General features: G+C 74.3%; 32 protein-coding genes and 1 tRNA gene. 16 read left to right on the top strand and 17 right to left on the bottom strand.

Annotated elements, in window-relative coordinates:
- The first annotated feature begins 21 nt into the window (after window positions 1-21).
- Window positions 22-816 (top strand): SGNH/GDSL hydrolase family protein, encoded by a 795-nt coding sequence (locus tag GA0070614_RS24855; RefSeq protein WP_088978222.1) that lies wholly within the window; start codon window positions 22-24, stop codon window positions 814-816.
- A gap of 135 nt (window positions 817-951) precedes the next feature.
- On the opposite strand, the gene GA0070614_RS24850 is transcribed toward GA0070614_RS24855, so the two are convergent.
- Entirely contained in the window at window positions 952-1,128 is a 177-nt protein-coding gene (locus GA0070614_RS24850; RefSeq protein ID WP_088978221.1) for a GTPase activator, read from the bottom strand.
- 62 nt (window positions 1,129-1,190) lie between these two features.
- On the bottom strand, window positions 1,191-2,087 hold the full coding sequence (locus tag GA0070614_RS24845; RefSeq protein WP_088978220.1) for a DUF72 domain-containing protein: 897 nt from the start codon (window positions 2,085-2,087) through the stop codon (window positions 1,191-1,193).
- A 108-nt stretch (window positions 2,088-2,195) separates the two neighbouring features.
- Between GA0070614_RS24845 and GA0070614_RS24840 the strand changes: the two genes are divergently transcribed.
- Both GA0070614_RS24840 and GA0070614_RS24835 read left to right on the top strand, forming a co-directional pair.
- Window positions 2,196-2,702 (top strand): DinB family protein, encoded by a 507-nt coding sequence (locus GA0070614_RS24840; protein ID WP_088978219.1) that lies wholly within the window; start codon window positions 2,196-2,198, stop codon window positions 2,700-2,702.
- A 184-nt stretch (window positions 2,703-2,886) separates the two neighbouring features.
- The gene (locus tag GA0070614_RS24835; protein WP_157745081.1) at window positions 2,887-3,687 is read left to right on the top strand and encodes a hypothetical protein; all 801 of its coding nucleotides are present in this window, start codon (window positions 2,887-2,889) and stop codon (window positions 3,685-3,687) included.
- A gap of 93 nt (window positions 3,688-3,780) precedes the next feature.
- On the opposite strand, the gene GA0070614_RS24830 is transcribed toward GA0070614_RS24835, so the two are convergent.
- The gene (locus GA0070614_RS24830; RefSeq protein WP_088978217.1) at window positions 3,781-4,467 is read right to left on the bottom strand and encodes a molybdopterin-dependent oxidoreductase; all 687 of its coding nucleotides are present in this window, start codon (window positions 4,465-4,467) and stop codon (window positions 3,781-3,783) included.
- A gap of 397 nt (window positions 4,468-4,864) precedes the next feature.
- Here GA0070614_RS24830 and GA0070614_RS24825 point away from each other — a divergent pair, with 397 nt between their 5' ends.
- Window positions 4,865-5,581 carry a Pr6Pr family membrane protein gene (locus tag GA0070614_RS24825; protein ID WP_172892499.1) on the top strand — a complete coding sequence of 239 codons (717 nt, stop codon included), beginning with the start codon at window positions 4,865-4,867 and terminating at the stop codon, window positions 5,579-5,581.
- Between the two features lie 89 nt (window positions 5,582-5,670).
- Complete coding sequence (locus GA0070614_RS24820; RefSeq protein WP_088978216.1) at window positions 5,671-6,657, top strand: glycoside hydrolase family 88 protein; 987 nt, start codon at window positions 5,671-5,673, stop codon at window positions 6,655-6,657.
- Here GA0070614_RS24820 and GA0070614_RS24815 read toward each other — a convergent pair.
- A complete protein-coding gene (locus tag GA0070614_RS24815) occupies window positions 6,627-7,136 on the bottom strand; it encodes a mycothiol transferase (RefSeq protein WP_088978215.1) in 510 nt (169 codons plus the stop codon). The two genes, GA0070614_RS24820 and GA0070614_RS24815, sit on opposite strands and share 31 nt — an antisense overlap.
- Before the next feature lie 80 nt (window positions 7,137-7,216).
- Between GA0070614_RS24815 and GA0070614_RS24810 the strand changes: the two genes are divergently transcribed.
- Window positions 7,217-7,732 (top strand): 2'-5' RNA ligase family protein, encoded by a 516-nt coding sequence (locus GA0070614_RS24810; protein WP_088978214.1) that lies wholly within the window; start codon window positions 7,217-7,219, stop codon window positions 7,730-7,732.
- A gap of 56 nt (window positions 7,733-7,788) precedes the next feature.
- Entirely contained in the window at window positions 7,789-8,181 is a 393-nt protein-coding gene (locus GA0070614_RS24805; RefSeq protein WP_088978213.1) for an MmcQ/YjbR family DNA-binding protein, read from the top strand.
- 23 nt (window positions 8,182-8,204) lie between these two features.
- Here GA0070614_RS24805 and GA0070614_RS24800 read toward each other — a convergent pair whose 3' ends face one another.
- From GA0070614_RS24800 to GA0070614_RS24790, 3 genes are read right to left on the bottom strand one after another with little or no spacing between them, the layout of a single operon-like run.
- Window positions 8,205-8,438 (bottom strand): hypothetical protein, encoded by a 234-nt coding sequence (locus tag GA0070614_RS24800; RefSeq protein WP_157745080.1) that lies wholly within the window; start codon window positions 8,436-8,438, stop codon window positions 8,205-8,207.
- Window positions 8,439-8,479: 41 nt separating this feature from the next.
- Entirely contained in the window at window positions 8,480-9,082 is a 603-nt protein-coding gene (locus GA0070614_RS24795; protein WP_088978211.1) for a GNAT family N-acetyltransferase, read from the bottom strand.
- Window positions 9,083-9,136: 54 nt separating this feature from the next.
- Window positions 9,137-9,868 (bottom strand): VOC family protein, encoded by a 732-nt coding sequence (locus tag GA0070614_RS24790; RefSeq protein ID WP_088978210.1) that lies wholly within the window; start codon window positions 9,866-9,868, stop codon window positions 9,137-9,139.
- A 99-nt stretch (window positions 9,869-9,967) separates the two neighbouring features.
- On the opposite strand from GA0070614_RS24790, the gene GA0070614_RS24785 reads away from it, so the two are divergent.
- Window positions 9,968-10,924, top strand: coding sequence for a helix-turn-helix transcriptional regulator (locus GA0070614_RS24785; RefSeq protein ID WP_172892498.1), 957 nt, complete (start codon window positions 9,968-9,970; stop codon window positions 10,922-10,924).
- 37 nt (window positions 10,925-10,961) lie between these two features.
- Window positions 10,962-11,363, top strand: coding sequence for a hypothetical protein (locus tag GA0070614_RS24780; protein WP_231933382.1), 402 nt, complete (start codon window positions 10,962-10,964; stop codon window positions 11,361-11,363).
- A gap of 43 nt (window positions 11,364-11,406) precedes the next feature.
- Here GA0070614_RS24780 and GA0070614_RS24775 read toward each other — a convergent pair whose 3' ends face one another.
- From GA0070614_RS24775 to GA0070614_RS24750, 6 genes are all read right to left on the bottom strand, one after another.
- Entirely contained in the window at window positions 11,407-12,000 is a 594-nt protein-coding gene (locus tag GA0070614_RS24775) for a hypothetical protein (RefSeq protein WP_088979643.1), read from the bottom strand.
- 5 nt (window positions 12,001-12,005) lie between these two features.
- The gene (locus tag GA0070614_RS24770; protein ID WP_088978208.1) at window positions 12,006-12,761 is read right to left on the bottom strand and encodes an EndoU domain-containing protein; all 756 of its coding nucleotides are present in this window, start codon (window positions 12,759-12,761) and stop codon (window positions 12,006-12,008) included.
- Window positions 12,762-12,768: 7 nt separating this feature from the next.
- Window positions 12,769-13,470 carry a WXG100 family type VII secretion target gene (locus GA0070614_RS24765; protein ID WP_088978207.1) on the bottom strand — a complete coding sequence of 234 codons (702 nt, stop codon included), beginning with the start codon at window positions 13,468-13,470 and terminating at the stop codon, window positions 12,769-12,771.
- A complete protein-coding gene (locus tag GA0070614_RS24760) occupies window positions 13,467-13,787 on the bottom strand; it encodes a hypothetical protein (protein WP_088978206.1) in 321 nt (106 codons plus the stop codon). The genes GA0070614_RS24765 and GA0070614_RS24760 overlap by 4 nt, the downstream gene beginning before the upstream one ends.
- Before the next feature lie 5 nt (window positions 13,788-13,792).
- Complete coding sequence (locus GA0070614_RS24755; RefSeq protein WP_088978205.1) at window positions 13,793-14,230, bottom strand: YbaB/EbfC family nucleoid-associated protein; 438 nt, start codon at window positions 14,228-14,230, stop codon at window positions 13,793-13,795.
- Window positions 14,231-14,685: 455 nt separating this feature from the next.
- Complete coding sequence (locus GA0070614_RS24750; RefSeq protein WP_088978204.1) at window positions 14,686-15,048, bottom strand: STAS domain-containing protein; 363 nt, start codon at window positions 15,046-15,048, stop codon at window positions 14,686-14,688.
- 251 nt (window positions 15,049-15,299) lie between these two features.
- On the opposite strand from GA0070614_RS24750, the gene GA0070614_RS24745 reads away from it, so the two are divergent.
- From GA0070614_RS24745 to GA0070614_RS24725, 5 genes are all read left to right on the top strand, one after another.
- On the top strand, window positions 15,300-16,052 hold the full coding sequence (locus GA0070614_RS24745; protein ID WP_172892497.1) for a GAF and ANTAR domain-containing protein: 753 nt from the start codon (window positions 15,300-15,302) through the stop codon (window positions 16,050-16,052).
- Window positions 16,053-16,200: 148 nt separating this feature from the next.
- Complete coding sequence (locus tag GA0070614_RS24740; protein WP_088978202.1) at window positions 16,201-16,629, top strand: hypothetical protein; 429 nt, start codon at window positions 16,201-16,203, stop codon at window positions 16,627-16,629.
- 251 nt (window positions 16,630-16,880) lie between these two features.
- On the top strand, window positions 16,881-17,285 hold the full coding sequence (locus GA0070614_RS24735; RefSeq protein ID WP_088978201.1) for an MmcQ/YjbR family DNA-binding protein: 405 nt from the start codon (window positions 16,881-16,883) through the stop codon (window positions 17,283-17,285).
- Window positions 17,286-17,384: 99 nt separating this feature from the next.
- Entirely contained in the window at window positions 17,385-18,545 is a 1,161-nt protein-coding gene (locus tag GA0070614_RS24730) for an NAD(P)/FAD-dependent oxidoreductase (RefSeq protein WP_088978200.1), read from the top strand.
- Window positions 18,542-19,456, top strand: coding sequence for an RNA polymerase sigma-70 factor (locus GA0070614_RS24725; protein WP_088979642.1), 915 nt, complete (start codon window positions 18,542-18,544; stop codon window positions 19,454-19,456). The genes GA0070614_RS24730 and GA0070614_RS24725 overlap by 4 nt, the downstream gene beginning before the upstream one ends.
- Window positions 19,457-19,520: 64 nt before the next feature.
- On the opposite strand, the gene GA0070614_RS30330 is transcribed toward GA0070614_RS24725, so the two are convergent.
- A tRNA-OTHER gene (locus GA0070614_RS30330) sits at window positions 19,521-19,647 on the bottom strand.
- A 603-nt stretch (window positions 19,648-20,250) separates the two neighbouring features.
- On the opposite strand from GA0070614_RS30330, the gene GA0070614_RS24720 reads away from it, so the two are divergent.
- Window positions 20,251-20,622, top strand: a complete 372-nt coding sequence (locus GA0070614_RS24720; RefSeq protein ID WP_088978199.1) for a YciI family protein — start codon at window positions 20,251-20,253, stop codon at window positions 20,620-20,622.
- 24 nt (window positions 20,623-20,646) lie between these two features.
- Here the strand turns inward: GA0070614_RS24720 and GA0070614_RS24715 are convergent, their stop codons facing one another.
- Both GA0070614_RS24715 and GA0070614_RS24710 read right to left on the bottom strand, forming a co-directional pair.
- A complete protein-coding gene (locus GA0070614_RS24715) occupies window positions 20,647-21,279 on the bottom strand; it encodes a hypothetical protein (RefSeq protein ID WP_088978198.1) in 633 nt (210 codons plus the stop codon).
- Window positions 21,280-21,401: 122 nt separating this feature from the next.
- Complete coding sequence (locus tag GA0070614_RS24710; RefSeq protein ID WP_088978197.1) at window positions 21,402-22,436, bottom strand: questin oxidase family protein; 1,035 nt, start codon at window positions 22,434-22,436, stop codon at window positions 21,402-21,404.
- A 238-nt stretch (window positions 22,437-22,674) separates the two neighbouring features.
- On the opposite strand from GA0070614_RS24710, the gene GA0070614_RS24705 reads away from it, so the two are divergent.
- Window positions 22,675-22,917 (top strand): hypothetical protein, encoded by a 243-nt coding sequence (locus GA0070614_RS24705; protein WP_088978196.1) that lies wholly within the window; start codon window positions 22,675-22,677, stop codon window positions 22,915-22,917.
- Between the two features lie 156 nt (window positions 22,918-23,073).
- Here GA0070614_RS24705 and GA0070614_RS24700 read toward each other — a convergent pair whose 3' ends face one another.
- Entirely contained in the window at window positions 23,074-24,030 is a 957-nt protein-coding gene (locus tag GA0070614_RS24700) for a helix-turn-helix domain-containing protein (protein ID WP_456299218.1), read from the bottom strand.
- Window positions 24,031-24,086: the final 56 nt, after the last annotated feature.

Here is a 24,086-nt window from a genome sequence, read left to right as displayed (position 1 = left end):
CCTCACCACGGAGGTCCCTGAATGCGTCTCCGCCCCACCCCCGCGGTCGGCTCCCTCGTCGCCGGTCTGCTCCTCACCCTCGGGCTCGCCACCCCGGCCGCCGCCGCCGGCACCGACTACGCCGCGCTCGGCGACTCGTACTCCTCCGGCGTCGGCATCAACAGCTACGACGGGACCAGCGGCTCCTGCCTGCGCAGCCCCAAGGCTTACCCGCAACTGTGGGCCAACAGCCACACCGTGGCCACCTTCCGCTTCGTCGCCTGTTCCGGGGCCACCACCCGGGAGGTGCTGAACAACCAGCTGGGCGCGCTGAACTCCGGCACCGACCTGGTGACCATCTCCATCGGCGGCAACGACGCCGGCTTCGCCGACGTGGTCACCACCTGCCGGCTCGGCAGCGACAGCAGCTGCGCCGGCGCGGTCAACACCGCCAAGTCGTACATCACCAACACGCTGCCGGGACGCCTCGACGAGACGTACCGGGCGATCCGCAGCCGGGCGCCGGGGGCCCGGGTCGTGGTGCTCGGCTACCCGCGCCTGTTCGAGCTGGGCTCCTGCGGCTTCGGCAGCATCAGCGAGTACAAGCGCAGCCTGCTCAACGGCGGCTCGGACACGATGTCCGGCGTGATCTCCGCGCGCGCCGGGGCGGCCGGCTTCAGCTACGTCGACGTCCGGAGCCGGTTCGCCGGGCACGGGGTGTGCGCGTCCAGCCCGTGGATCAACGGGACCACCTGGCCGATCGTCGAGTCGTACCACCCGAACGCCAGTGGGCACTCCGCCGGCTACCTGCCGGCGCTGAGCGCCACCACCGGCTGACCGGCGGCGCGCCGTGCCGGCGACGCGTCCCCGTCGCCGGCACGCGTCGCGTCCGGGCACCGGGGTCCACACCGGACGCGCGCACGACGACGCCCGGGACCGCGAGGTGGCGGTCCCGGGCGTCGTCGTACCCGGTCAGGAGCCGGTGCCGTCCTCGTCGCCGGCCGGCGCCGGCGGCGGCTCGGCCACCGGCCGGCCGGTCTCGTCCACCACGCCCGGGGCCATGCTGCCGCCGTGCGCCTCCTCGGCCTCGCGGACCCGGCGGGCCTCCGCGTCGTCCGGCACGCCCGGCCGCTGCTGCTCGTGCGTCATCACCGCACCTCCCTGTCGTCCCTGCCGCGGTACCCGTCCCGCCGGGGCGCAAACGGCCATGATCAGACCTCGGCGGGCTCCGTCGCGGGGGTCACGCCGAGCAGCCCGGCCAGCCGGCCGGCGTCCCGCTGGGCCTGCCCCTCGCAGCAGTTGTTGAACAGCACGTGCAGCTCGTCGGTGGTGCCGGCCAGGTCGGTCAGCAGGTCCGCCCAGCGGCGCAGCTCTCCGTCGGAGTACGCGTACCGGAAGCGGTCCTCCTTGCCGCCGTCGGTCCAGTGCGGGCTGTGCCCGTGGAACCGGACCAGCCCCGGCTCGGCGGTGGCCACCATGATCGGCGGGACCGAGGAGGGATGCCCCTGCGGCATGTCCACGCAGACCATGCTCAGGTCGTGGTCGGCCAGGAAGGTCACCGTCTCGGCCGCCGCCGCGCCCTCGAACCAGGATCCGTGCCGCAGCTCGACCGCCACCCGCCAGGGCCGGCACCGGCGGGCCAGCTCGACGATGCGCCGCCGGGCGGCCGCGCCGCACACCAGCCACGGCGGGAACTGCAACAGCACCACGCCGAGCCGGTCGGCCGCCGCCAGCGGCTGCAGCGCCGCCCGGAACCGGCGCCACAACTCCTCGTACGACTCCTCCGGCAGGTCCCGGCGGCGGACCCGGGTTCCGCCGGTGGCCGGACGCAGGTCCCGGGGCAGCATCGCCGCCGGGGTCGGGTGCCCGGTGAAGAGGCTGAACGCCTTGACGTCGAAGGTGAACCCGGGCGGGGTGGCGGCCACCCAACCGGCGGTGGTCTCCGGCACCGGCACCGCGTAGTAGGAGGTGTCCACCTCGACCAGTCCGAAGTGGCGGGAGTAGTGGGCGAGCCGGTCGGCGGGGGTCCGCACCGATCGCGGGTACCAGCCCGCGCGCAGCAGCGTCCGGTCCGCCCAGGAGGAGGTGCCCACTCGAATCTCACCCATGTCGTTCAGTGCTACCCGCCACGGCCGCCACGACAACCCGCGACGGCGGAAAACTGTCGGTGGTCCCGCCTACGGTGAACCTCGACGACATCGACGGAGGGCGGACGGATGACCACTTCGGAGCGGGTTCTGACCGGTGAGCGGGCCGATCTGGCACAGACCCTCACCCTGCACCGCGGCTTCCTGCGGCAGACCGTGCAGGGGCTGACCGACGAGCAGGCCGCGACCCGCAGCACGGTCAGCGAGCTCTGCCTCGGCGGGCTCGTCAAGCACGTCGCGACCGTGGAGGAGCGGTGGGCGCGGTTCATGGTCGGGGGCGAGGAGGCGATGCAGGCCGAGCCGCTCGACTGGCAGAACGCGTTCCGGATGACCGAGGGTGAGACCTTGTCCGGCCTCCTCGACCGGTACGCCGAGGTCGCCGCCCGCACCGACGAGCTGATCGGCACCCTCGACCTCGACACCGCCTGGCCGCTGCCGCAGGCACCCTGGTTCGAGGCGGGCGCGACCTGGTCGGCGCGCCGGGTGCTGCTGCACCTGATCGCCGAGACCGCGCAGCACGCCGGGCACGCCGACATCCTGCGCGAGAGCATCGACGGGGCCAAGACGATGGGCTGACCCGGGCAGCCCCGGCGGGCCCGGGAACGGCCCGCCGGGAACGGCCCACCGCCCGTCCTTCGCCCGCGAGTCCGCGCCCGGGCCGGCCACGGTCCGACGCCTCCCCGACCCTCGGCGTGATCGACACCACCCCGATCCCGGTGGATGTGACGCCCCGCCGCCCGGCGGCGCTGAGGGACACGAGATGAACGCACATCGCATGGACCAGGAAACCGTCGAGCGCCTGCTCGTCGGTCCGGCCGTCGACCCCCAGGACGGCCCGGCGTCGCTGGTACGACTCCTGGCAGCGGTCCGCGCCGCGCCCCACCCCGCCGAACTGCGCGGGGAGGCCGCCGCCATGCAGGCGTTCCAGCGGGCACGCGCGGGAGCGCCGCTCCCCGTCCGTGCCCCCTCCACCCGAACCGGTGTCCTGGCCGGACTGGCCGGGTTGAAGGTCGCGCTGGCCGCCCTCGCCGTGGCGGCGACCGGTGGCGTCGCGCTCGCCGCCGTCACCGGCACGCTGCCCGGCCAGCCGGAGCGGGACGATCCCGGCACACGGCCGTCCGCCGCCCCGGTGCCCACCGCGTCCGCCACGGCCGGCGCCGACCCGTCGGGCAGCCCCGCGGCGACCGACGCGCCGCCCTCCTCCCCCACGGCGTCGATCCTCGGCCTGTGCCGCGCCTACCGGGCCGATGCCGGCGACAACCCCGGGCGGACCTTGGAGAACCCGGTCTTCACGGACCTCATCACCACGGCCGGGGGTCGCAACAAGGTCGCCGCCTACTGCGAGCGGGCGATCAGGGACGCACAGAGCCCGGGCGCGGCGACCGACCGGGGCGACGCCACGCCCACCGCCGGGTCGAGCAGGCGCCCTACGCAGCATGCCACCGGCGCTCCGACGGCCCCGCCCACCTCGGCGCCGCCGGTCCCGACCGAGCCACCCGTCCCGGCCGGCAAGCCGACCCTGCCCGCGCCGGACCGGACGGACCCGCCCCGCCCCGACTAGGGCGGCTGTCGACGTCCCCGGCCGGCCTGCGTCGAACCCGGGCTCGACCGACGACTCCGACGCACACCCCGGGCCCGGATCGCCCGCAGCCGGTCAGCCGTCGACGGCATGGTAGGCGCGGCGCACCCGGGGCTGGGCCCGCCGCCAGATGGGCCGCCACACCCGTCCGGGCAGGAAGCGGCTGCGCTCCTCCCGTCCCACCCGGGCCCGGGGGTGCCCGAGCCAGCCGGCCGAGCCGCCCTCGTGGTCGAGCAGGTAGTCGATCGCGCAGACGTGCCGGACGCTCTTGTAGCCGTACTGGCGCGGGGCGACGAGACGTACCGGGGCGCCGACCGGGCCGGTCAGCGGCGCGCCGTCGAAGGTGTCGGCGAGCAGCACGTCGTCGGCGAGCGCGTCGTCGAGCCGCAGGCAGGCCCGGTAGCCGTCGAGACCGGTCACCCCGATCCAGCGGGCCCGGGGGTGCGGGTGCACCAGGTCGGCGAGGTGCAGGTGCACGATGGCGAACGGCGTCCCGCCCCAGCGCAGGCCGGTCGCCGTCCAGGTGGTGACGCAGTGCAGGTCGGCGACGAGGTCGCGGCGCGGGCCCAGGGACGTCAACTCGGCGACCGGGACCTGGGTCGGCCGGCGGACCACCCCACCGATGGTGATCACCGGTGCGACGGGCGGGGCCGGGACCCGGCCGGCGAACCAGGGCAGCCCGAAGCGGCGCAGCGGCGCGACGCGCTGCCCCGGCGGCAACGGCCGGGCGGCCCCGGCGGAGGACCCATCGGTCAGCGGCACGGTCGGCTCCCGTCGTGGTCAGGCCGGGCACGGCACCCCGGGCCGGCGGCCCGGTCACCGGGCGGCGCCTCCGGTGACCGGAGAAGGGTGGCCGACGCGGGTACGGTACGCCGGCCACGGCCGCCGATGTGTCCCGCCGGGCGGCGCGGGCGTACCCGATCCGCCGGTCGACGACCCGGCGCGGGGCCGGCGTCGCCAGCGGATGACATGGGTGGACGTCGACATGGACCACCCGTGACCGAGCCGGGTGCTCCGGCACCCGGTGCGGCGCGCGCCACCGGCTCCGGAGGTCCGGGCCCGGTCCACGCCCGCACCGGCGGGAGCACGGCGGCGGCCCGGTCCGGGGTGGCCGGGCACCGTCGATCGACGCGGGCCGGTGGGCTGGTAGCTTGCCCCGATGAGTCTGCGGCGTCGACGTCTGGCGGTGCTCTTCCGCCTGGCGATCGTCATCAGTGTGCTGGCCGGGATCGTGCTCACCGCGCTCGGTCCGGCCACGGTCACCGGCCTGTTGCCGTACTTCACCATCCAGAGCAACGTGGCGGTGGGCCTCTTCGCCGGCTACGCGGCCTGGCGGGCCTGGCAGGAACTGCCGGAGCCGCCGTCGGCACTCAAGGGCGCGGTGACGCTCTACATCACCATCACCGGCGTGGTCTACCACCTGGTCCTGGCCAACCCGGCCAGCCCGTTCGCGATGCCCCAGCCGGACCGGGCGCTCGGCGAGGCGCTGGGCAACCAGTTCCTGCACACCGTCGTGCCGCTGCTGGCCATCGCCGACTGGGCGCTGTTCGACCAGCGCGGTCGGCTGCGGCTCCGCTACGCCGCCTGGTGGCTGGCGTTCCCGCTGGCGTACCTCGGTTTCGCCCTGGTGCGCGGGCTGGTCGTCCACCGGTATCCGTACCCGTTCATCGATGCCGGAGAACTCGGCTACGCCGGCGTCTCGCTCAGCGCGGTCTTCTTCGCCTTCGCGTTCTGGCTGCTCGGGCTCCTCTTCGTCGGCATCGACCGGGGGCTGTCCCGGCGTCCGGGCCGGGGGCCGGCGGTCGACCCGGCCGTGCCCGCCCCACGCGGCGACGCGGACGAGGTCGTGCAGGGCCGCCCCGCCGGCCGGCGCTGACCGGGGTCGTGCCGACACGCCGCTGGCGGGGGTGGGTCCGGATCACCCGCGGCGGGTGAACCGCCCGGTTCCGTGGTACGACAGGCAGGATGCGCGCACTGGACGACCCCCGGCTGGACCGGGCGCTCACGGCGCTGCTGACCATGCAGCGGCAGTCCTGGGAGCAGGGCGTGACCGCCCACGCCCTGCTCGACCTGGGGTGGGACGAGGAGGTCGTGCTGCTCGCCGACGCCGCGGTGACCCGGCAGCACCCGGACGGCCGGCTCGGTGACGTCTCCGGCGAGCAGGGCGCGGTCAACGGCGCGGCCTGCGGTGAGGCGGTCCGGCTCGCGGCCCGTCTGCACCCCGACCGGCGGTGGACCGTGGCGCTGCGGCGGCAGCTCGACTGGCTGCTGGCCGACGCGCCCCGGGCCGCCGACGGCACCCTGTTCCACCTGCTCGGCAACCGCCAGGTGTGGGCGGACACCGTGTACATGGTGGTGCCGCTGCTCGCCGTCTGCGGGCACCCGGAGCGGGCGGCGGCCCAGGTGGACGGGCACCGCCGCCGGCTGTACGACCCGGACGCCGGCCTCTACGCCGCCCGCTGGGACGCCGACACCGGTGCCCTGGTGCAGCCTCAGCTCTGGGGCACCGGCAACGGCTGGGTGGTCGCCGGGATCACCCGGGCGCTGCGGCTGCTGCCGCACTGGCCGGACGGCCTGCGTGCCGAGCTGGCCGGGCACGCCCGGCAGGTGCTCGACGCCTGCCTGGCGCACCGGCGTGCGGACGGGCTCTTCCACGACGTGCTCGACGACCGGGGCAGCCACGTGGAGACGAACCTCGCGCAGATGCTGGCGTACGCGGCCCTGACCGGCGCGGCCGACGGCTGGCTGCCGCCGTCGTACGCCGACGCCGGGCGGGACCTGCTCGCCACCGCCGACCGTCAGGTCGACCGGCACGGGCTGGTGCGGCCGGTCAGCGGCGCCCCGCACTTCGACCGCCCGGGCACCTCCGCCGAGGCGCAGGCGTTCCACCTGCTCGCCCACGCCGCCCTGCGCCGCGCGGGTCAGTCCGGGGCGAGCAGTCCCCGCACGTAGGCGGCCTGCCCGACGTGCTGGAGGTCGTCCTCGGCCACGCTGACCAGCCGTACGCCGAGGGTCACCGGCGGATCCCACGCCTCGTCGACCACCCGGTCCAGGTCCGCCGGGGTCAGCGTGGCCAGGAACGTCCGGGTCCGCGCGGCCACCGCCAGGTGGTAGTCGACGAGGGCCTGCGCGCTCTCCGGGCGTACGGCCGCGACCTGCTGCGGGGTGTGCCCGTAGCCGGTGTCGTCCGGGTCGGCGGGCAGCCCGAACCGGCCCGCCCAGTCGCCGGAGACCCAGACCTGCTCCTCGCCGCGCAGGTCCGCGACGTGGTGGTCCTGGATCCGGGTCAGGTGCCAGACCAGCCAGCCGACCGGGTTGGCCCCGGGCCCCGGGGCCCGACGCAGCTGGTCGGGGCTCAGCCCGTCCACCGCCGCGCGCACCAGGTCCGGCAGCCGGTCGTAGGTCTCGGTCAGCAGGTCGCTCACGTCCACGGGATGCTCCTCACGCCGTCCGGTCCCCGGCTCAGTACCGCCGCCGGGGGCGGACAAACCCCGACCTCTAGGGTGATCACGTGGTCGCGGCGCTCGAGCTGTATCTGGACACCGACGCCACCCGGCGCATCCGGGTGCTCTGGGACGCGCTGGAGGCCGAGGGGGTGCAGAGCATGCGCTCGCTGCTGGAGCAGCGGCACCGGCCGCACGTGTCGCTGGCGGTGGCGCCCCGCTTCGACCCGGACCGGGTCGCCGAGGCGCTGCACGGCACCCCGGTGGCCGCCCCGCTGCGGCTGAGCTTCCAGTACGCCGGCCAGTTCGTCGGCCGGGTGCTGTGGCTCGGCGTCACCCCCACCGCCGACCTGCTCGCCCACCACGCCCGGGTGCACGACCGGCTGGCCCGGGCCGGCATCGCCCTGTCGGAGCAGTACCTGCCGGGGCGGTGGGTGCCGCACTGCACCCTGTCGATGCGGGTGCCGAACACGCTGATGGCCGCCGCCGTACGCCGCTGCCTGGAGATGCTCCCGCTGGAGGCGACCGTCACCGCCGCCGCCGTCGCCGACCACGCCCGCCACATCGCCCACCCCCTGCCCTGACACGCGCCGCACCCGCGCGCCCCCTGCGCCGGGCCCGGCCGTCGTATCGTCGGACCATGGCCACCTGGGACGACGTACGCCGGCTCGCGCTCGCCCTGCCGGAGACGACGGAGCGGCCGTCGTACGACGGTCTGCCGGCCTGGCGGGTGCGGGACAAGTCGTTCGTCTGGGAACGGCCGCTGCGCCGGGCGGACCGTGAGGCCCTGGGCGACGCCGCCCCGGACGGGCCCGTCCTCGGCGTGCTGGTCGCGGACCTCGGCGTCAAGGAGGCCCTGCTCGCCGACGACCCCACGGTCCACTTCACCACGCCGCACTTCGACGGCCACCCGTCGGTGCTGGTCCGGCTGGACCGGATCAGCGAGTCGGAGCTGGCGGAGCTGATCCTCGACGCCTGGTACGCCCGCGCGCCGAAGCGGCTCGCCGCCGCGCACCGCGCCGCCACGGCCTGACGCCGCCGTCACCCCGTCGGGGATCAGCCCGCCATGGTGTCGTCGATCTCGGCCTGCAGCCGCCTCCGCTCGCCCCGGCCGAGCGAGTCCCCGTCCACGACGTGCAACGCCCACGGGGTGTCGCAGGGCCCCTCGTGGTTCGGGTCCGCGCAGATGAGGTCGACGATCCGGTCGCAGATCTCGTCCTTGCGGCGCTCGGTGGCGGACAGGGCGACCACCACCTTCCACAACCGTGGCTGTTCGCTGTCGCTCGCCACCCACCGTCTCCTCTCGCCGACCCGGCCGGCCCGGCCGGTGCTCAGAAGTCGATCCGCATCACGACGCGCCGTGGGGTCGGGTGGCTGACCTCGACGAAGCCGGCGTCGGCGAAGATGCTCCGGCTGCCGACGTGCAGCTCCCCCCAGACCACCTCCCGTCCCGGCTGCGTGATCATCGGGTAGCCCTCGACGGCGCGCGCGCCGCGCTCCCGGGCGAAGTCCACCGCCGCGCGGGCCAGGGCACGGCTGACGCCGCGACGCCGGAATCCCACCCGGGTGACGAAGCAGGTCACCGCCCAGACGCCCGGGTCGGCGCGGTCCTCGTCCCGGCCGCGCCAGGGGACGGGGGTACGCCCGCTCACCAGGCGCTCGTACGCGGTGCGCGGCTCGACGGCGCACCAGCCGACCGGCTCCCCGTCCAGGTACGCGACGATCCCGGTGGTCCGGTCCGCTCCGGGCTGACCGCAGTCGGTCTGCTCGCGCAGCCGCCCGGCGAGGACCTCGGGCGGCACCGACGGCAGCCACTCCCGGATCTTGTACCGCTGGCACTGGCAGTGGGCGGCGTCGCCACGACGGCCGAAGACGGTCTGCAGGTCGTCCCAGCTCACCTCGTTGGCGGGGAGCACGGTGATCGTCTCAGCCATCGGCACCGCCCCCGCCCGCTCTCCTCCGGCCCGGCCGCCGGATGCCACCCGCGGTCACGCTACCGCCTGCCCGTGGGTGTCACCGTCGACCGGTGCGGGGTCGGGTCCGGTCCCACCCGCCGCGCCGACGCACGCCTCGTTGCCCTCGGCGTCGGCCAGCACCCAGTACGACGGCGCGTACGCGTCGGTCACCAACCGGCCGCCCGCCGCGAGCGCCGCCGCGACCCGCTCCTCGGCCCGGTCGTACGGCACCCAGACGTCGACGTGGACCCGGTTGCGCTGCGGGCGGGGCGCGTCCATCCGCTGGAACCAGAACGACGGCCCCCGGCCGCCCGGGTCGATCAGGTCCTCGGGGCTGCCGGCGCGGTCGACGTACCCGAGCAGGGCGCGCCAGAACGGCGTCACCTCGGGGCCGACGAGCGCGTCGACGGTGACCTGGACGTGCTGCACGGCCGACGGGTCGGCGACGAGGCCCAGGTCGCGGGCGACCGCCGAGATCCGCCGGGCCAGCTCGACGTCGCGTCCGGTCAGCCCGAAGTGGTCGTCGGTGATCGTGACCAGCCGCACGGTCACGCCCGCGTGCCGCACGTCGACGTCGGGGTGGTGCTCGTCCAGGCCGGCCAGCTCGCCGATCGCCCGCACCAGCCGGGCGCCGGCGGCGAACGAGCCGGTACGGAAGTACGTGCTCACCCCGTCCCCCAGCACCCGCCAGTCCCGCACACCGGCGCTCTCGTGGAACTGCCGGGGCGTGACCCGTCCGGTCACCTGCGTCGCCCCCTCGGTCATGGCTCCTCCTCCCGTCGCGCGGCGCGCGATCGTGCCGCCGCCCGAGTCTCACCCGAGTTCCCGACACCTGCTGTCGGGTACGTGCGCCACCATGAGGGCGTGCGCGCCTCCCGGATGATGACCCTGCTGTTGCAGCTCCAGGTCCGTGGCCGGGCCACCGGCCCGGAGCTGGCCCGGCTGCTGGAGGTCAGCGAACGCACCGTGCAACGCGACGTCGAGGCGCTGGTCGCCGCCGGGATACCGGTGCGCTCGACCCGGGGACCGGCGGGCGGCTACCGGCTGGACCGTGGCTACCGCACCCGGCTGACCGGGGTCGGCCTCGACGAGGCGGGCGCGTTGACCTTCCTCGGCCTCGCCGGCCCGGCGCAGCAGTTGGGGCTCGGCGAGATGCTGGAGGGCGCCCGGATCAAGGTCTGGGCCAGCCTCACCGGCGAGGCCCGGGAACGGGCCGGCCGGACCGCCGAGCGGTTCCACCTCGACCCGTGGCGCTGGTTCGGCACGCCCGAGCCGGTGCCGTGCCTGACCGCGCTCGCCGACGCCGTGTGGCGCGACCGCCGGGTGCGGCTGGGGTACGTGCGCGACGGGCGGGAGACCACCCGGGAGGTCGACCCGCTCGGGCTCGTCCTCGCCGCCGGGGACTGGTACCTGATGGCCCTGCGCGACGGCCGGCGACGCACCTACCGGGTGTCCCGGGTGCGCACCGCGCAGCCCCTCGACGAGCCGGTCCGCCGCCCGGCCGGGTTCGACCTGGCCCGGTCCTGGGCCGAGTCGCGCCGCGAGTGGGAGCGGGAGCGGACGGCCGTCGAGGTGACCGTCCGGGTGGCGCCGGGGGCGTTGCCGCGCCTGCGGCGCCTGGTGCCGGTGCACGGGCAGGCCGAGGTGCCGGTCACCGCGACCGGATGGGTCGAGGTGACGGTCCCGTTCGAGAGCGACGCCTGGGCGGGTGAGGCCCTGCTGAGCCTGGGCGCCGCCGTGGAGGTGCTCCGGCCCGCCGGGATGCGCGAGCGGGTGGCGCGGGAACTGCGGGCCGCCGCCGCCCGCTACGAGCCGGCGTGACGCGGCGGCCGTCCGCCGCACGGATAGGGTCCGGACCATGACGCCTTCACTGGACGGGCGCCGCTTCGCCGCCGTGGCGGATGTCGTCGCGGGCGAGGTCGGCACCGAGACCGTCTTCACGTACCGCGAGGCCGACGGCGAGGTGTGGGCCGACTACGCCGGCGGTTCCATCCGGCGCGGCCATCTCGTCGGCACCCGGCACGGCGACCGGCTGGACTTCCGGTACGTCCAGCTCAACGCCGACGGACAGACCTCCTCGGGACACTGCGTCTCGGAGGTGTCCATGCTGCCCGACGGCCGGCTCCGGCTGCGCGAGACCTGGTGGTGGGAGTCGCGGCCGGGCAGCGGCGTCAGCGTCGTCGAGGAGTTGCCCGCGGTCACGACGACGGACGCGGGCACCGCGCGGCCGGGTCGGGGCGGGCCCGCCGCCCCGGGCTGACGACGCCTGACCCGGCGCGGGTCCGCCCCCTCGACCCGGTACGTCAGCCGACCGGGACCGGCTGGGCGGCGGCCAGCGCGGCGGCCTGGTACGGCGGCGGCGACGCACCGTCGACGACCACCTCCAGCGGCCACTTCTCCCGCAGCGCCGTCCACAGCCGTGACGACAGGCCCGAGTACGCCGAGAGCGGGTCGGCGCCCTCGGCGACCAGCAGCACGTACACCCAGCCCGCCGCGTCGCGCGCGCCGTCGTGGGGCTGCCGCCACGTGCGGAACAGCCGGTGACCGCCGTGGCGGGGGGCGTCGGCGGAGAGCAGGGCGTCCGCCCGGGTCGGGTCCGGCGCGTCCGCCGGGCCGGTCGGGCCGAACCGGTACGCGGGCGGCGGCGCCTCGGCGACGACCGGCACGTCGCGCAGCTCGGGACTGTCCGGATCGCCGAGGATGGAGCGGATCAGCTCCTGCTCCCCGGGGGTGATGCCGACGTTCTCGAACGCCAGGTTGAGCAGGAGCGTCGCGTCGGCCAGGTCCCACTCACCCGCGGCGTAGTGCTCGCGCACGGTGCCCAGGGTGTCGTCGGACAGCCGGCCCGCGAGCCGCGCGCACACGTCGGCGACCGCCGCGTAGGTCTTCGCATCCATGACGTTCATTTCTTCTTGTAGTCGCCGAGCACTGTCGTGGTGACGTTGCCCTGGGCGTCCTGGACCACTCTGATGATCTTGTTGCCCTTCGGGCCCTCCCACGTCCAACTGCCGTCGCCGCCGACGTCAGGGTGACTGTAACGGGGCGGGTTGCTCATCGGCACGCCCTTCGGAGCGGGGTTCGGGGCGGGCGGGTTGGTGATGACGCCCGGGTCGGCGCCGTTGGGCGGATAGGCGGTCCGGATCTCGCCGTTGGCGAGCACCGTCGTCTTGACCTCGACCCCGTCGACCGTGCCCTGGTAGTCGTAGGCCCACGCCGGCTTGCCGTCGGCGTCCTTGGTCAGGTACGGCCCCTTCGCCGGCGGCCCCTGCTGCGTCACCCGGTGCGCCGCGTCGAGGATCTTCGCCTCGTCCCAGTCCTTCGGGAACTCCGTCTTCTTCGAGAAGCCGGTGCCGGCGAGATGACCGCCCTGCCGGCCGCCGTCGCCCTCGATGATGTGCTGCCGCGACGCCTCGCTGTGGTGGATGTCGTCCATGTCCGGCGGCGCGGTCGGCCTGGTCGACGGGTCCAGCGTGGGCGGCTTCGACGGAGGCGTCGGGCCCTGTCCGGCGCCCCCGGGGTGACCCTTCTGCACGGCCTGGGCGATGGCGGCCTGGGCGCTGGAGATGCCGCTGCCCGCGTCGATGCCGCCGTACTTCGAGGGCGTGCCGGCGGTGCCGTCACCACCGTCCGGGCCGTCGGGCTTCTTGGGGGTCGCCATGGCTGCCCTATCCGTTGAGGAGCCGGGAGAGGTTGGTCAGGCTGGTGATCAGGGCGCCGACGTAGGTGAGGATGCGCCCGGCCCACTTGACGACGGCCGCGGCGATCTGCGCGGCGATCACCGGGATCGTGACGACGAAGATGGCCTCGACCGCCCAGACGACCACGCGCGCCACGAGGTCGGCGATGAGGTCGCGCACGATGTCGCGGGTGAAGGCCACCAGGTTCCCGGCGGCCTGGGTGGCCGCCGCCATCGCGGCGGAGACCGCGCCGAGACCGCCGATCGCCTCGACGTTGTGGGCCATCAACCCGTGGTACGCCTCGGCGGCCCGGCCCCGCCACTCGGGCAGGTCCCCGTCCAGGCGTGACCGCAGCTCGCCGGCCGTGCCGTGCAACTCGGCGGCCATGTTGTCCCAGGTGGCCGCGTGCGCGGCGACGACGTCGGGCATCCCGGTGAGGTCGTCGAGGATCTGGCGCAGCGGCTCGAAGTACTCCATCGCCCAGCCGAGCCCGTTGGCCAGCAACGCGCTGAACGGGTCCAGCGCCGAGGCCACCACCTCGATCCCGAGCCCGGCGCCGGCGAGCAGGTCGTCGACCCAGCCCTCACTCCTGATCGCGTCGACCAGGCCCTCGACACCGTCGGCGAGGGAAGCGCCGGTCCAGACCTCCCGGGAAGAGCGGACGTCGGCGACCAGCGACGTGTCGGTCATCGGGCCAACTGACTTCCCACCCTGTTGATCAGGGTGGCGTTGTCGGAGTCGGCGGAGTCGTAGCTGTCGGCGGTGCGGCGCAGCCCGCTCACGGCCAGCGACAGGTTCTCCTCGACGGCGGCGATCAGCTCGTCCTGCCGCGCGTGCCGGCCCTCGAGGACCCCGGAGATCCAGCCGCAGAGCAGCCCGTACGCCGCGTCGTCCCGGGTGATGTGCGCGCTGGCGGCCTTCACCGCGTCGAAGCGCGCCGTCAGCGCCTCGATCTGGTGCGCGTGCCTGCGGATCTCCTCCGCGTCGGCCGCGAATCCGTCACCCATCGGACTCACCGCCAGCCGCGGTGCTCGTCGGCGGTCCCCGCGACCGGGTCCGGGCCCCGCAACTGCTGCCCGACCCGTTCGGCGATCGCGCGCGCCGCCGCCGACCCGGTCCCCACGGTCTCGGCGATGATCTCCTGCGACCGGTCGGCCACCTGCCCCTTGGCGTCCCGGATCGTGTCCATGATCGTCCTGGCGACGACCTCGGGCGCGACCCGCTGGATCTGGCGGCCCAACCGCAGGTCCACCACCGCGCCGGCGGAATCGATCGTGACCTCGACCAGCCCGTTGTCGTCGGTCGCGGTCACCCGCAGCTGCTGGAGACGGTCGCTCATGGCCCTGGTGTCGGCCGCCATCTTGTCGATACGGCCCTTCCAGGCCGACAGCCGCTCCCTGGCGCCGTCCGGGTCCAGCACACCGCCCCCGCCCGCAACGCCGGCGTCCATGATCCCTCCCCCGTGATGATCGTGGAGGGCGGAGTCTAACAACCACCAGCCGTCGGGAGGTTCCCGTGATGTGCTCGCCCCCGCACCCGAGGGCGGGACGTGGGCCGGCGGGATTCCTCGGTGCGGGTCCGGTGGGGACCACTTTGGACTGCCGATCGCGCGCCACGCCGTGCGACCCGTCCCGAAGGTCGCCTCGTGACCCTCCACCGGTTTCGACCGTCGCCGGCCTCGGCGCCCCGCGGCGCCCGTCGTCGGAACGCCCCAGATCCTCGCACCGCCCCTCGCCCAACCTCCACCGCTTTTCCGCAGCCGCACCGGCTCACCGGCGCGCGACGCGGCCCGGCGGAGCAGCCCGGCACTCCGGGCGCGCGCGGCGGGTTTGAGTTGATCAACAGGTGGGTACGTCCCACCGGGTCAGCACCGGGTACGACCCGACAGACGTGGAGGAAGGCAGGTCAGTCAGTGGTGAACTCGTGCCGCAGGCCGACCATGTCCAGGACGGCGACGGTGATCCGCGACGGCTCGCGTACGACCAGCGCGGATCCGTCGGAGGCGACCCGCCGGCGCACCGTCAGCAGGGCCGTCACCCCGGCGGCGCAGAAGAAGTCCACCCCACTGAGGTCGAGCACCAGCACCGGCGGTGGTAGGCCGGACATCACGCCGTCGACGAGGTCCACCAGCGAGTCGACGGTGTCCATGTCGAGTGGCCCACGCACCGTCACCACCGTCGCCGGGCCGTCCCGGGCGACCGCGAGGGACAGGGTCGGCGGGCGGGTGGTCTCCGGCGTCGTCACGGGCGGTGCCTGATGGACGGACATGAGCTGCTCCTCGGTGAGGGAGTCGGGACCGGGTCGGCGCTCGGCCCGCCGTCGGCGGGCGGCACTGGTCCTGGGCTCATGTCCGAACCCACACCGACAGTAGCCGCCTCGCGCCCGATCCGCACCCTGCCCGTCGGCGAGGCCGCAGATCGGTGCGCGACCGCGCCCGCCGTCGGCCCCCGAGCGTGGGCCGGGGCGCTGCCCTCACCAGCGGTGCAACGACGACACGTGGTTCTCGGGAGGTAGCGGTGGTGTCCGATGCTGCGGAATCGCATCTGGCCTCGGCGTACGGCCGACTGTTGACCCTGCTGGCGGATTCGCTGCACGTCGACCAGTTCCTCGACCAGGTCGTCCGGGTCGCCGCGGACGTCGTGGCCCCGGCGGCGGCCTGCGGGCTGACCGTACGGCGGGACGGCGGCGTCTTCACCGTCGCCGGCAGCGGCGAACTCGCCGCGAAGGGCGACGAGATCCAGTACGGCACCGACGAGGGGCCCTGCCTCGACGCCCTGCGTCGGGGGCACGTCGTCGAGGTCGCCGACCTGCGCGACGACGAACGGTGGCGCCGCTACCGGGAACACGCGCTGCGGCTCGGCATCGTCAGCTCGCTGTCGCTGCCGATGACGGTCGACCACGAGACCGTCGGCGCGTTGAACCTCTACGCCACCCACCCGGCCGCCTTCGACGGACCCGCGCGCCGGCACGCCGAGGCGTTCACCGCCCAGGCGACGGCGGCGCTGACCGTCATCATCCGCCAGGCCGACCAGGCGCTCCTGCACCGGCAACTCACCGACGCGATGGCCTCCCGCAGCGTCATCGACCAGGCCCTCGGGGTGCTGATGGGCCAGCAACGGTGCACCGCCACGGAGGCGTTCGCCCTGCTCCGGCAGGCGTCACAGCACCGCAACCGCAAGCTGCGTGACGTCGCCACGGAGATCGTCACGCAGGTCAGCGGCCAGTCCCCGCAACCCGCCCCCGGATTCGTCGCGCCCCGCCAGCAGCCCTGACCGGGCGGCGCCGCCGGGAGCCGGCCGGCACCGCCCCACCGTCAGCACGCTGTCCGATGTTCGCGCGCCGCGTGACCGATCGACGTCATCCCGGCCGCCCGCGGATTCCTACCCTCGCGGCAGGACCCGACGACGACGGGAGACGGACATGACGAGCCGACGGTGGTACCGGGCGGTGGCGGCGACGACGGTGGGCCTCACCGTGCTGGCGCTCACGCCGGGCGTGGCCCAGGCCGCCCTCGCCCCTGACCAGTGGCACTGCACCCGGGCCCAGGGCGCCGACGTGCTCTGCGTCAAGATGAACCAGTTCCTCGGCTGGTGGACCGGCCTGGACGTGCGCTACCAGCACTACTCGTCGACCGGCCACCAGGTGCGGGTACAGCTGAGCTGGGAGAGCACCCGGGGACAGAGCGGCGACTTCGGCGTCCAGACCCTCAACCCCAACCAGGAGTGGACGCCCGGGTCGTGGGCCGACCTGCCGACCGGCACCTGCGTGACGGGCAAGGCGGTCGCCGTCGACCTGCCCTTCGACCCGAGCAACCCCGGGGGCACGTACCTGCAGACGGTCTGCCGGTGACGGACGCCCCGCCGCCCTCCCTCGCCGCGCGGCCCGGGCCGGAGCAGCGCGGCGAGGGAGGGCGGCGTCGCGTCGGGGTGGGGCACCGGTCCCGCGCGGGCCGCCGGCGGCGCGCCGGGTGAGCCGGTACGCCGCCGCTCGGCCACCCGGCGGGCCGACCCACCGTCGGATCCCGCGAGCCCGCGGCGGCGATGTCGGCCGTAGCGGCTAGCCTGTGCGCATGCAGGAGGCGGTGTCCCGGAGCAACCTCGATGGCTGACGCCGACGACGTCCGCCGCCTGGCGCTGGCGCTGCCCGACGTGGTCGAGATCGACAGCGAGGGCTTCGACTTCCGGGTCGGCGGCAAGGGCTTCGTCTGGTCCTATCCCGAGCGCACCCCCGGCACGCCACGCCGCATCCGTACCGACATCGCCGTGCTGTACGTCGGCGACGAGGCGGAGAAGCAGGCGCTGCTCCTCGGCGAGCCCGAGCTCTTCTTCACCACGTCCGGGTACGACGGGCTGCCCCTGGTCATGCTGCGGCTGGCCCAGGTGGACGTCGCGCGCCTGGAGGAACTCGTCACCGACGCGTGGCACATGCGCGTCCCGGACACCCTCGTCGGCGAGCCCGACGGCGCCGATCCGGTGAGCCCGGGCCTCAGCGGCGCCGAGCAGTAGGCCGGCCACCGGAAGCGTGTGACCCCGGTCACCGCACCTCACGATCCGTCCCCTCCCTCTCGTTCCGAGGTCGTCCTCCACGCGAGAAGGAGCAGGCACATGAACAGGATCGTGATCCTCGGCGCGGGGTACGCGGGCATGGCCGCGACGGTGAGCCTGGCCGCCCGCACCACGCGCCGCGACGACGTGCACATCACCCTCGTCAACGCGGACGAGCGGTTCACCGAGCGGCTGCGGCTGCACCAGACCGCGTCCGGGCAGCAACTGGCCGAGCTGCGCATCCCGCACCTGCTCGACGGCACCGGGGTGGACTTCGTACGCGGCTGGGTCACCGGCGTGGACGCCGCCGCGCGTACCGTCCGCGTCGACGACGAGCGGTCGCTGGAGTACGACCGGCTGGTCTACGCGCTCGGCTCGGTCACCGACACCGCCGCCGTACCCGGGGTGGACGACCACGCGTACACGCTGAACAGCGCCCCCGACGCCGAGCTGCTGGCGCGGCGGCTGGCCGGCCTGGGCAGCGGCACCGTGGCCGTCTGCGGCAGCGGGCTGACCGGGGTCGAGGCGGCGGCCGAGCTGGCCGAACGGCACCCCGCCCTGGACGTGGTGCTCATCGGCCGGCAGGAGCCGGGATCGACGATGGGGCCGAAGGCCAGGGCGTACCTGCACGGCGCGCTCGCCCTGCTGGGGGTGCGGGTGGTGAGCGGCGCGGAGATCGTCACGGTGCGGCCCGGGGCGGTGGACCTCGCCGGCGGCGACAGCGTCCCCGCCGACCTGGTGCTGTGGACCAGCGGGGTACGGGTGTCGCCGCTGGCGGCCGCGGCGGGTCTGCGGGTCGACGAGCGCGGCCGGGTCGTCACCGACCCCACGCTGCGCTCGGTGTCGCACCCGCAGGTGTACGCCGTCGGTGACGCCGCCGCCGTCCGGCAGGGCTACGGGATCGTGCACGGCACCTGCCAGAGCGGCATGCCGACCGGTGTGCACGCCGCGCAGTCGATCGCGCGTGAGCTGACCGGCCGACAGCCCGGTCGGTTCCGGTTCGGGTACCTGCACGCCCCGGTAAGCCTGGGCCGGCGCGACGCGGTCGTCCAGTTCACCCACCCCGACGACAGCCCCCGGCGGCTCTGTCTGACCGGCCGTCCCGCCGCCTGGTACAAGGAGACGGTGAGTTCGTCGCCGTGGCCGTCGTTCGCGCGGCTGAAGCGGTTCCCGTCGGTGGGCCTGCTCGCGTGGCGTCGCGGCGGCCGGTACACCCGATGACCCCCGACCCGCGCGGGCAGGTGTTCGACGAGTACCGGCACCTGCTGTTCTCCGTGGCGTACCGCATCCTCGGCAGCGCGGCCGACGCCGAGGACGCGGTGCAGGACGCCTGGTTGCGCTGGTCGGCGGCCGACCGGTCCCGGGTGGCCGACCCCAAGGGTTACCTGGCGCGGATCGTGTCGAACCTGGCGCTCGACCGGCTCCGCTCGGCCCGGGTCCGGCGCGAGACGTACGTCGGCCCGTGGCTGCCCGAGCCGATCCTGACCAGCACCGACACCGCCGACGACGTGGCCGCCACGGACGCGGTGTCGATGGCCCTGCTCGTGGTGCTGGAGACGTTGACCCCGCTGGAGCGCGCGGTGTTCGTCCTGAAGGAGGCCTTCGGCTTCAGCCACGCCGAGATCGCCGAGGCCGTCGACCGCTCGGAGGACGCCGTACGGCAGGCCGCGCACCGCGCGCGGGGGCACGTGCGGGCCCGGCGGCCCCGCTTCCCCGCCGATCGGGTACGCCAGCGGGAGGTCACCGAGCGCTTCGTCACCGCCGCCACCGGCGGCGACATCAACCTGCTGATGCAGTTGCTCGCACCGGACGTGACGCTGTGGACCGACGGTGGCGGCAAGGTCCGCCAGGCGATGCGCCCGGTCACCGGCGCGGACCGGGTCGGCGCCTGGTTCGCGGGCATCGCCACCCGCCCCTACCAGGGCGTCGAGCCCGCCGACATGACGGTCGAGCTGGTCGAGCTGAACGGCCAGGCGGGCATCGTGTTCAGCGGCGCTGGCCGTGTCATCGCCACGCTCACCCTCGACCTCGCCGAGGACGGCCGCATCGCGGGCATCCACAACGTCGCCAACCCCGACAAGCTCCACGCCGTCGGCGCCCGGACCGTCCACCGCATCGAGACCGGCCGCTGACCCACCGCGCGCCCGGATCGGACGCCGTCGACGTCCCCACGGTCGGCGGTGCGGGGAGCATGAGCGGACCGGAGGGGATTCGAACCCCCGATGGGGCATGGCACGCCAGTGGCCCCATGCGCCGTGAGCCGCCACGGGTGCGCAGCAGTCGGCGTCTCGGCGCTGCGATGACCCGGCTCTGCCACCGGTCCACCGACAGTCTGCCCCTGACCCGGTCGGTTCGGGAATCGCGTTGTTCGACCCACCGGTGCTCCTGGCGTGGCTCGCCCAGCTGTCCCTGCTCCCGGTCGGGGTCAAGCGGGGGTCGCCCACGACGCCTGCGAGGAGCGCCGCCGCCGGACCGCGACGACCACCGCCGACACGGTGCCGGCCAGCATGCCGAGGGATGCCAGCCCGGCGGCGGCCAGCACCGCCACCGCCTTGGACGGCGATCAGCGCCGCGACCAGGTACCAGGTACGGCGGGCCGTAGTGGCCCGGCAGCGACGGCCGCCGCAGCACGATCCGTGCGGGCATGCTCACCTGTCGCCGATGGCCGCGCCAGTGCCTGTTCGGCCACGTGATCTCCTCGCGGACATCCGCGACGAGCGGCCGTGCTGGTCGGTCGACGAGCACGGAGCGGTCGGTGTGCTGCCGCCGGCGAGGTCCTCCGCGAACAGGGGCGACACTCCCAGGCAGACGCCGAGCGACGGGGTCACGTGAGAGGTCCTCCTGGCATAGCGTCGATCCGGGCGAGTCGTTCGCGGAACAGGTGAGAGGCGGCCGGAGAAGGCCGCCGGGACAAGGGAGCGATGGGATGACGCGTTACTTGATCTCGTTCGACGCCGGCGCGATGGACCACATCCCCGACGAGGAGATGCCCGACGTGGGCAAGGCCGCGCACGCGGTCGTCCAGGAGGCCGTCGACGCCGGCGTGTTCGTGTTCGGCGCCGGACTGGAGAGGCAGCGGGCGAGCGTCGTGGCCACGGACGGGACGGTCACCGACGGCCCCTACCCGGAGACCAAGGCGGTCGTCGGCGGCTTCACGATCGTCGACGTGGCCTCCCGCGGGGAGGCGCTGGCGTGGGCCACCAGGATCGCTGCCGCGTGCCGCTGCGCGCAGGAGGTCCGGCAGCTCATGCCCGATCCCGAGACGGACGCGATGCTCCGCCAGGCTGACCGGCGCTGACCTCCCGACGACTGGTCGCGCAACTCAGGGATGCGCCGTCCGGCTCTCCCGCTTCGGGTCGGTGAGAGCCTTCCACTCCTCTGCGGTGGAGATCGTCTGCCAGTGAGGCAGGTAGAAGGCCCGCCGCCCGGGGTCGGCCACCGTGAACGGTGCGAACTCGGGGTCCGCGATCATCCGGTGGATGAATTCCGTCGTCGGCATGTCGAACCGATGCCATGGATCGCCGCACCTCCGGGCGACCACCGGCCACCGGTCGGGCTCCACCGAGGGATCCGCCAGCCAGTAGTACTGCCCCTCGACCTCGTCGTCACCCCATTGGATCAGCCCTGGCCCCTTCCCTGGCCCATAGATCCTGCACGGGGCGTACCCACTCGCGAAGGACTCGCTCCGGCAGAACGCCCATGCCGCGATCAGTTCCCGCGACATGTGCTCGTCAGTCGGCCGCAGCAGGTCCAGGTACGCGTAGAACGACCCGGGCACGAACCGCCGGCACAGTTCCTTGAAGTCCGTCGGCAGCGCCACGCCCAGCTCGGCCTCCGTCGCCTCCCAGCCGGCGCCGTCCTCGGGTTCCTGGTGCCATCCGGTCACGTCGATGATCCGGTCGATCCACGTCAGCTGATCGTCCACGGCCGGCAAGGTAACAGCACCGGCGGACATCCACCCGCCCCGTCGTCGCCCGCCCGCTGACCACTGCTGCACGAAAGGCCACCGGCGAAGCCGGAAAGTGGCCCTTTGACCTGCATGGGCGGCCGCCTGTCAGGGCAGACGGCACACAGTCGTCAGTCGGCGGCGATCTGCTCGGTGGATTGCGCGGCGATGGCGAGCAGGGCGGGATCACCGGAGCGGGTGTACGTGTCACTCACCGTATCGATGAACTTGATCGCGTGCGCATCTCCGGAGTCTGCCGCCCGGCGCATGACCTCATCGAGGCTCAGGTCGGTGCCAGCGGGCGGGACGGGCCGGGCCTCGGCCGGGGCGTAGGCCGCGGTGACCGCAGCCGACGCCGCCCAGGCGGCCGCAAGGCTCGGCGCCCAGAGCGTTGGCGGTAGCGCCGGCAAGGCCCGCAGGACCGCGTTCGGCGCGGTGGCGGCGTGGACGAGCATGACGGGGCTGGCGTACCCGTGGGTGCCGTGCCGGACGACCGCGGCGTCGACGATGCCGCCGAGCCGTGTCGGCACGTCGTCCTCGTTGGTGCCGGGCACTGCGCCGGCTACTGAGGGCCACCGGGGCAGGTCGGCCAGTTGAGCGAGGCGGGCTCGGATGCCGGACCGCTGGTCGGGTACGCGGGGTACCGCGTCGAGCGCGGACCGGGCGTCGGTCGTCGGGTACGGTCCGGCGCCGGGTGGTGCGAGGGGCTGCCACCGGGCGGCCCAGTAGGCCAGCCCCTGACCGAGTTCGGCGACGCGCGGCTGGGTCTCCTCGTCGAGCAGTGCGCGTACGGCGTGGCCGACCCGGATGACTCCGTGGGTCGCGCCGGCGGCTATGCCAGGTAGCAGGCGCGGCCACCACCGGACCAGCACCTCCCGCCAGGGTTCGCCGGCCAACTCGCGGTCGAAATGGTTGAGCCAGTCTCCGGTACGAACCGGGTCGCCGAGCGGGTCGCGCCACTCATCACTCGGGATGGGTCGGATACCCCGTGGCCGCTCCTCCAACTTGTCCGCGTAGCCGTCGATCCAGCGGTGAACTGCCCGCTCGTGGCCGTGGTGGACCAGGGCCTCCACCGCCATGGGGGCGTGGTTGGACAGCCAACCGTCCCGCTCCGGGCCAGTGTGGCGCACCCGTTCGTATGCCTCGTCGAGGACGGAACCCGTCATGCGCTCGAGTCTTCAAGCTGAAGTTCGGTTGAAGTCAAGCGAGAGTGGCTCGGGTCGACCACGAGGACATTTGCGAGGCAGACGGCGGCCGTCGCGCCCATCCAGGTGCCAGTATCGAGTACCCCGGACGGTCGCCAGGGGGCACGAACGGTCACGCCCGCTGCCCTGACCGGACCCGTTCGGGCCGTGTCGGTCGTGATCTTCGTGCTACCGAAGAGGTGTCCGTACGCTGCTGGGCGTGGCGGAGGACGAGGTGGTCGTGCGGCTCAGTCGCGATGAGGCGCTGGTTCTGTTCGAGTGGCTGTATCGCACCGACGAGCTGACCAACGACTTTGCCGACCTGGCCGAGGATCAGGCGGAGCAACGGGCGCTGTGGAATCTCACGTGCCTACTGGAACGGGAGCTGGTCGAGCCGTTCTCGCCGCAGTACGGCGAGCGGGTCCAGCAGGCACGAGCCCGGTTGCGGGATGAGGGTTCATGACCGGACCGCGTGCCCGTCGGGACGAGGACGCGGCTCTGATCCAGGACGGCAACCACCTCCTGCTGACCCGCACGTCGACAGCGCGTCTGGCTGCGGTTGGGCGCCTGTAGGGCTCGCCGCGCATCGGCGTCCACGCTGTTCTCGCCGTCATGCTTCTCAGCTACGCCGATCTCGGGGACGGACCCCCGGCTGCCCACCAACGCTGAATGCCAGCCGGTAGCCGGTCGGTGAGACGCCCACCTGCGCGGCGAAATGCCGGCGCAGGTTGTTCGCGGTGCCGAGCCCGCTGTGCTCGCTGACCTTGTCGATCGGCAGCTCGGTGGACTCCAGGAGCGCCTGCGCTCGGGCGATGCGCTGGCTGAGCAGCCACTTCATCGGCGTGAGCCCGGTCGCGGCGAGCAGCCGCCGGTGGAACGTGCGCGGGCTCATCCGCGCTCGCGCCGCCAGGGTGTCCACCGACAACGGACGGTCGAGGTTCTCCAGTGCCCAGTGCAGGACCGGGCCGAGGCTGTCGTCGTCGGCCGGCGCGACCGGGCGCTCGACGAACTGCGCCTGCCCGCCGGGCCGGTGAGCGGGCACCACCATCCGGCGGGCCAGCTGGTTCGCGACGTGCGCGCCGAAGTCGCAGCGGACCACGTGCAGGCACAGGTCCAGTCCGGCGCTGAGCCCGGCGCTGGTGAGCACCTGACCCTCGTCGACGTACAGCACCGAGTCGTCGACGTCGACGTCCGGATGGCGTTTCGCCAGCAGGCTGGTGTGCGACCAGTGGGCGGTGACTCGCCGGCCGTCGAGCAGCCCGGCGGCGGCGAGGGCGAACGCGCCGTTGCAGAGCGAGACGATGCGGGCGCCGGCGGCGTGTGCTTGGCGCAGCCCGTCGAGCAGCTCGGGCGGGAGCGGGCGGTCACCCAGGACGCAATCGTCGGGCACCGAGGGAACGACCACGGTGTCGGCTCCGGCCAGGTCCGCCATCCCGTAGCCGGTGTTCACCACGAAGCCCGGCGTACGGGGCGGGGCGCCTCGCCGGATGCCGCACAGGCGCAACTCGTACCAGGGGTCGGCCAGGTCGGTGTGCGCGCCGCCGAAGACCGCGCAGGCGATGCCGAGCTCGTACATGTCCCAAGGGCTGAGGGTCACGTCGTCGATCACCGCGACGGCGACGATGTGCCTGC

This window comes from Micromonospora coxensis, from assembly GCF_900090295.1.
Classification (GTDB): Bacteria; Actinomycetota; Actinomycetes; order Mycobacteriales; family Micromonosporaceae; genus Micromonospora; species Micromonospora coxensis.
This window is presented reverse-complemented; position numbering and strand designations above follow the sequence as displayed.